Raw genomic sequence first — 6,386 nt, 5'->3', positions numbered from 1 at the left:
TATAGGCCATAGCGCATTTTCCTTTGGCGAGAAAGATGCCTACTATAGCAACTGACCACCTTTTTCAGAAATTGCACCTATCATGCGAATCCAAGTTTTCTTCTTTTTCTATTTTATTAACGCATCGGGGAGTGAACTTTGGTTTTAAAATATTAATTATTGCTCATTGTCTCTTTATAGTGCTTTTTATCATATTGGTGGGACTGAAATTTGTTGCTGGAATATTAGATTATAGCAACGTCTCGTTGTGTTTTATTGTAGTGAGCTTCTTATTGACATTCTTTATGTTAAACACCCGATATTATTGCAATTATCTTAAGGAGCTACATTGTTTTTTGGCATGGCATAAGATGATTAGAAAAAATAGTGAATCAAATCGTATTTCTTGATACGAGATTACTTTTGATGCCAACTTATTAGATATTCTTGGTTGAATAAGTTGGCAGGCCAGCGGAATAATCACAAGCATAACGAATAATATAGCACCACTTAATGAATATTCTCAAGAATCATAATCTTAGTTAATTCATTGATTACTCGGTCCGCAAACGTTTTCTTTTTTTGCCATTTCAGGGTAATGATTTATAGGGTGTTCCTGTAGGATAAGTCGAAAACTTCTTTTTTTGGGAAACAATATTACATGAGCAAAATAACTTCTGGTTCGACTCATTGTCAGAGCTTGCTTCAGCGCGTATTTAAATTAGAAGAACATGGCACAACAGTTCGTACCGAAATGATTGCCGGGCTGACGACCTTTCTGACAATGGTGTATATCGTCTTTGTCAACCCGCAAATTCTGGCGGTTGCAGGCATGGATATTAAAGCGGTATTTGTTACGACTTGTTTAATTGCTGCCGCTGGCAGCATTTTGATGGGATTGATGGCGAATTTGCCTGTTGCCGTTGCACCTGCGATGGGGCTGAATGCGTTTTTTGCCTTTGTAGTGGTCGGTGCAATGGGCATTTCATGGCAGGTTGCGATGGGCGCAATTTTCTGGGGGGCGGTGGGGTTGTTGATTCTGACTCTCTTTCGTATTCGTTACTGGATGATCGCTAATATTCCATTGAGCCTGCGTGTGGGCATCACCAGCGGTATTGGCCTTTTCATCGCTATGATGGGGCTGAAAAATGCAGGCATTATTGTGCCTAATCCCGATACGATTATCTCAATCGGCAACTTTGCTTCGCATAACGTCTTGTTGGGAACACTGGGCTTTTTCATCATTGCCATTTTAGCGGCACGCAATTTTCATGCAGCGGTGTTGATTTCTATCGTAGTGACAACCGGCATCGGTTTTATGATGGGCTATGTGGAATATCACGGCATTTTTGATCTGCCGCCTAGTGTGATGAGCGTGGTGGGTAACGTTGATGTAAAAGGTGCACTGGATGTCACTTTGGCCGGCGTTATTTTCTCATTTATGCTGGTGAACTTGTTTGATTCTTCCGGCACATTGATTGGCGTGACGGATAAAGCGGGCATTGCTGACAGCAACGGTAAATTCCCTCGCATGAAACAAGCCCTGTACGTGGATAGTATCAGTTCGGTGGCTGGCTCTTACATTGGGACTTCTTCAGTTACCGCCTATATTGAAAGTTCTTCAGGCGTTTCTGTTGGTGGGCGCACGGGCTTGACGGCGATTGTCGTCGGTATTTTGTTTTTGTTGGTGATGTTTATCTCTCCACTGGCAAGCATGGTACCTGCTTATGCTACAGCGGGTGCTTTGGTTTATGTGGGCGTCTTGATGACTTCCAGCCTGACACGGGTGAAATGGAATGATCTGACTGAATCTGTCCCCGCATTTATTACTGCGGTGATGATGCCATTTAGTTTCTCCATTACCGAAGGCATCGCACTGGGTTTTATCGCCTACTGCGTCATGAAATTGGGAACTGGCAAATGGCGTGAAGTTGGCTCGTGCGTTGTTGTTGTGACGCTATTGTTTGTATTGAAAATGGTATTTGTAGATGCTCACTGAGTACGATTGAAATGGTGATAAGGTGATAAAAAAGAAAGCCTGACAGTATATGCATGTCAGGCTTTTTTGTTGGAAGATGAATCTATTGTTGAATCTTCTTGGGAGCCACAAAGCCAATGCAGACAGTTTCCAACTCAGCACTTGGCTGGGCTTTGAAGGAGAACTCTTCTTTATGGCCAAGCGTCAAGGATGGCCATTCCGCAAAAATAGGTTGGAAATTTTCCTCTGCACAGTTTTTTCCCCGATCTCCCACGAGCAAGGCACCATACTCCACGATATTGCTCTGTTTGATATGACGGTTATAGATATTGGGTGGTGCACCATTCTCTAATTCCCAGGGTTGTATCGTTTCTGGACGATAATGGCTATAAAATGTCAGCCATTGATGCAGATATTCTCCGCCAACATAACGCAATGGTGTTGGATACAGTTCGTTCCAGCGTTGATCAAGTTGGCTGGTAAAGGTTTTTATACCCACAAATTTTTGCCCTGCATCACGGACATTTGCCAGCATCACACTGATGTAACCGATCAATACCAAAACACCAAATACGGTCAATCCCCGTAATGTGCCTTGCAGGGATTTGTTGGGAAATACCGTTATCGATCCCACCAACAATGCCGGAGAAACAGCCATGAAAGGTTGTATCCACTCGGTCATGCGTCCGCCCTGATTGAAGGAGAACCAGCCGTAAATAATCAGCAGAGGCAGCAGGATCACGATATTGACCAGTGCGTTGGATTGCTGTTTGGGCCAGCCAATCCGACCACCCAGCAGATAAATAATGCCACTGACGATAATCAACGGGTAGAACACGGAAAGTACAGCACGTGTGGTATGTAGGTTGAACCCTTTCTGAATTTGGGAATCTACCCACTTAAACGCGGCGAAGTCGTTATGCACCAGCCACCAAACGTTCGGTAACACCAACGCGAACCAGATCATAATGGCAAGATAAAACAGTGGTTCTCGATAATTGCGGCGTACTTTAGGTACAAACAGAGAAAGCAAAAAGACGGAGCCGACGATGGCAAGCGAAGAATATTTCCCCATCGTTGCCAGCCCTGTGGCGAGAGCGAACGCCAACCACCATTTGGGATGATCATCAATGGCACGCAGGAAAAACAGTAATGACCACGGCCAGAGCATAACTAAAAGGTAATTGTCGTTATAAGGAATGATATCGAAATTGATGATGCCGGATAGGTTCAGTGTCAGCATGGCAAGCCATGCGAGTACAACTTTACCTGTCAGCCGGAAAGCCAGTTGCCACACTCCGAGCATACCGATCGCAATAGCAACAAAGTGGGTGAAATACCAATAAAAACTGAGGGAGATATTGTTGATAGAAATAGCGGGCAGCATTATTGCTCCCACCAGCCATGGATTTTTGGGCGATCCCCACTCCCCATTGATGCCCCAGTTCAAGGCTTCTACAGCATCATAAGGAACGGTGGGATCGAGAAAATAGCTCGCTATTATCCATAAGGCTGCATAACCAGTGATCCAAAGATACAATGGTATGCGATAAGAAGAGGTATCAAAAAAACGCATGGTAGCTAATGATCATATTATTTGAGTTAAATTTACTTAGAATAGTAGTCGAATTTTAAACGATAAGTGAATGACATTGGATGTTAAAGGTAGTTTCTGTTAGATTCCGCCGAAAATATCTTGATAAAAGCGAGTGAGTCACAAGCTATGAACCCGTTAAAGAAAAAATCACCAGTGAAGCCTTCCGCTGGTAAGCAAAAAAGAAAAAGTCGCGCAGAGCTGGATGCAGAAGGGCGCGAGCGTAAACGTCAGAAAAAACGCCGTGGTAACGGTAATCCAACAGGTAGCCGTAGTAACGGTGATAGCAGCAATAAGAATCGTTCAGTCGGTAGGCAGGAGAAAGATCCACGTATCGGCAGTAAGGTTCCGGTTCCTCTGATCGTAGGTGAAAAAGCAGCGATGGTGAAACCAGCGGTTAAACCGCCGGTAGAGGAACAAAAACCTCGTCTGTCACCACGGGAAGAGCTGGAAATGCTGGAAAATGATGAGCGATTGGATGACTTGTTGGCACGTCTTGAACAGGATGAAAAACTGTCTCAGGAAGACAACGATTATGTCGACAATACGCTTGACCGCATTGATACCCTGATGGAAGAGTTGGGCATCAGTCTGGAGGAAGAGGAAGACAAAGAAGAATCGCAGGAAGATATCATGCAATTGTTGAAGGGCAAGTAATTCCTTCATCAAAGAATTGTGATCGTAAAAGGCGGGTTCATTCTGATAACCACAGTATTGACAATGATATTAATAACCACAATATTAATATGTTATTTATTGTGGTTATTGGGTAAACTACGGCGGCTATCACGACGCAAACGTCGGTTGCGGAGTATCATCATGGCACGACATTTCAATTCCATGAAAATGTTGTGTTTTGATGAGCGAAAACAGCAGAAGGAATAAGCATGTCAGAGCAAGACATTGTTTGGGATCTGCCTTTGATCCAAAAATACAATTATTCAGGGCCTCGTTATACTTCGTATCCAACAGCATTGGAGTTTAACCAGCAGTACGATGCGACGGCTTTTGCACAAGCCGCCGACCGTTATCCTGATCGCCCGCTTTCCCTCTATATCCATATCCCGTTCTGCCATAAGCTTTGTTATTTCTGTGGCTGCAATAAGCTGGTCACTCGCCAAAAACACAAAGCGGATGAATATCTGAATGTGTTGGAAAAAGAGATTGCTGCCCGCGCTAAATTATTTTCCCGACGGAAAGTCAGCCAGATGCACTGGGGTGGCGGTACACCAACCTATCTGGACAAAACACAGATCAGTCGATTGATGTCGATGCTGCGAAACCATTTCCACTTTCTGCCTGATGCTGAGCTTTCCATTGAAATTGATCCGCGTGAAATTCAGCTTGATGTCATTGATCACTTACGGCATGAAGGCTTTAACCGCCTGAGTATGGGCGTGCAGGATTTCAATAAAGACGTGCAACGTTTAGTTAATCGTGAGCAGGATGAAGAGTTTATTTTCGAACTGGTTAATCGCGCCCGTGAAACCGGTTTTACATCCACCAGCATTGATTTGATTTATGGCCTGCCAAAGCAGACACCTGAGAGTTTTGCTTTTACATTACAGCGAGTGTTGGCGTTATCACCGGATCGCCTGAGCGTATTCAACTATGCTCACTTACCTAATTTATTTGCTGTGCAGCGCAAAATTAAGGAACAGGATTTACCAAGTGCGACGCAGAAGCTGGATATTTTGCAGGAAACGATTTCGACCCTGACAGGTAATGGCTATCAGTTTATTGGTATGGATCACTTTGCCCGTCCTGATGATGAATTGGCGGTAGCCCAAAGAAAAGGCATCTTGCACCGCAATTTTCAGGGATATACCACACAGGGGGAATGCGATTTACTGGGTATGGGCGTTTCCGCCATCAGTATGTTAGGAGATAGTTATGCTCAGAACCAGAAAGACCTGAAAACTTACTATACTGCGGTGGAAGAACAGGGACATGCTTTGTGGCGTGGTTTGGCGCTGACGCAGGATGATTGCATTCGCCGTGATGTGATCAGAGATCTTATCTGTAATTTTCGTCTGAATTTTGCGGATATTGAGCAGCGTTATGGATTGAACTTCGCTGACTACTTTGCTGAAGATCTGCAATTGTTGGCACCCTTGGCAGAAGACGGGCTGGTGGAATTAGGCGAGTCGCAAATTCTGGTATCTCCAAAAGGTCGTATTCTGATCCGTAATGTTTGCATGTGCTTTGATAGTTATCTGCGTAATCAGATGCGGCAGCGGCAGTTTTCGCGGGTGATATAAGGACATAATTTTCCACTTAAATAGCGTTTAAGTAATGCCTTAATAAACTTAAGCAATAGTGTCGAGATGTTTCAATAAATTATGCTCAGCGATTCGTATAGGTTAACATTTATCAGATGATCGGTTAAAATTAACACAGTTATTCGATTTCTTAAATATGGGAGATTATATGAGTGCTGAAATTAAGCTCCGTATTACAGAGCTTCCTGAGGGATTGAGAGCAGTCATTAGGGAAGGGCAAGCTCTTGTTATTAAAGACGCAGGAGAAGATATTATACAGGTAAAAACTTATCGGCGTTGGCGTGGAAAGCGCATACCAAAAACAGAAATGAATAAAAATAAATTAATGGTACAAAGGCCAATTGGGATGTTAGCCAAGCCTAAAAAAGCATTGAGGCCGATCGGTGTTCTGGTTGGAAAGTTGCCCATACCAACAGAAGAAGAGTTTACTAAATATGATAGTGAGATCCTTTCGATCCTATGCTGATGGCTCAAGCGAACCTCAGTGTGCATATGACTTTTGATAAAATAATTTCAGAAATCATATGCACCAAACGCAATTATGCTCGGTACT

At 43.6% G+C, this 6,386-nt stretch carries 5 protein-coding genes; 4 read left to right on the top strand and 1 reads right to left on the bottom strand.

Features of this window, described 5'->3' with window-relative positions; genetic code table 11:
* Positions 1-640 precede the first annotated feature (640 nt).
* Entirely contained in the window at positions 641-1,978 is a 1,338-nt protein-coding gene (locus tag BM135_RS13275) for an NCS2 family permease (RefSeq protein ID WP_092520326.1), read from the top strand.
* 82 nt (positions 1,979-2,060) lie between these two features.
* Here BM135_RS13275 and BM135_RS13270 read toward each other — a convergent pair whose 3' ends face one another.
* Positions 2,061-3,533 (bottom strand): glycosyltransferase family 39 protein, encoded by a 1,473-nt coding sequence (locus tag BM135_RS13270; RefSeq protein ID WP_092520324.1) that lies wholly within the window; start codon positions 3,531-3,533, stop codon positions 2,061-2,063.
* 147 nt (positions 3,534-3,680) lie between these two features.
* Here BM135_RS13270 and yihI point away from each other — a divergent pair, with 147 nt between their 5' ends.
* The 3 genes from yihI to BM135_RS13250 all read left to right on the top strand — a co-directional run bounded on the left by yihI (position 3,681) and on the right by BM135_RS13250 (position 6,299).
* Positions 3,681-4,208 (top strand): Der GTPase-activating protein YihI, encoded by a 528-nt coding sequence (yihI, locus tag BM135_RS13265; RefSeq protein WP_092520323.1) that lies wholly within the window; start codon positions 3,681-3,683, stop codon positions 4,206-4,208.
* A gap of 230 nt (positions 4,209-4,438) precedes the next feature.
* A complete protein-coding gene (gene hemN / locus BM135_RS13255) occupies positions 4,439-5,812 on the top strand; it encodes an oxygen-independent coproporphyrinogen III oxidase (protein WP_092520322.1) in 1,374 nt (457 codons plus the stop codon).
* 169 nt (positions 5,813-5,981) lie between these two features.
* Positions 5,982-6,299: a hypothetical protein gene (locus tag BM135_RS13250; protein WP_092520321.1), complete on the top strand. Its 318-nt coding sequence runs from the start codon at positions 5,982-5,984 to the stop codon at positions 6,297-6,299.
* Positions 6,300-6,386 lie beyond the last annotated feature (87 nt).

The organism is Xenorhabdus japonica (genome assembly GCF_900115195.1).
Taxonomy (GTDB): Bacteria; Pseudomonadota; Gammaproteobacteria; order Enterobacterales; family Enterobacteriaceae; genus Xenorhabdus; species Xenorhabdus japonica.
The sequence above is the reverse complement of the archived record's forward strand: the minus strand, read 5'-3'. Positions and strand labels throughout refer to the sequence as shown.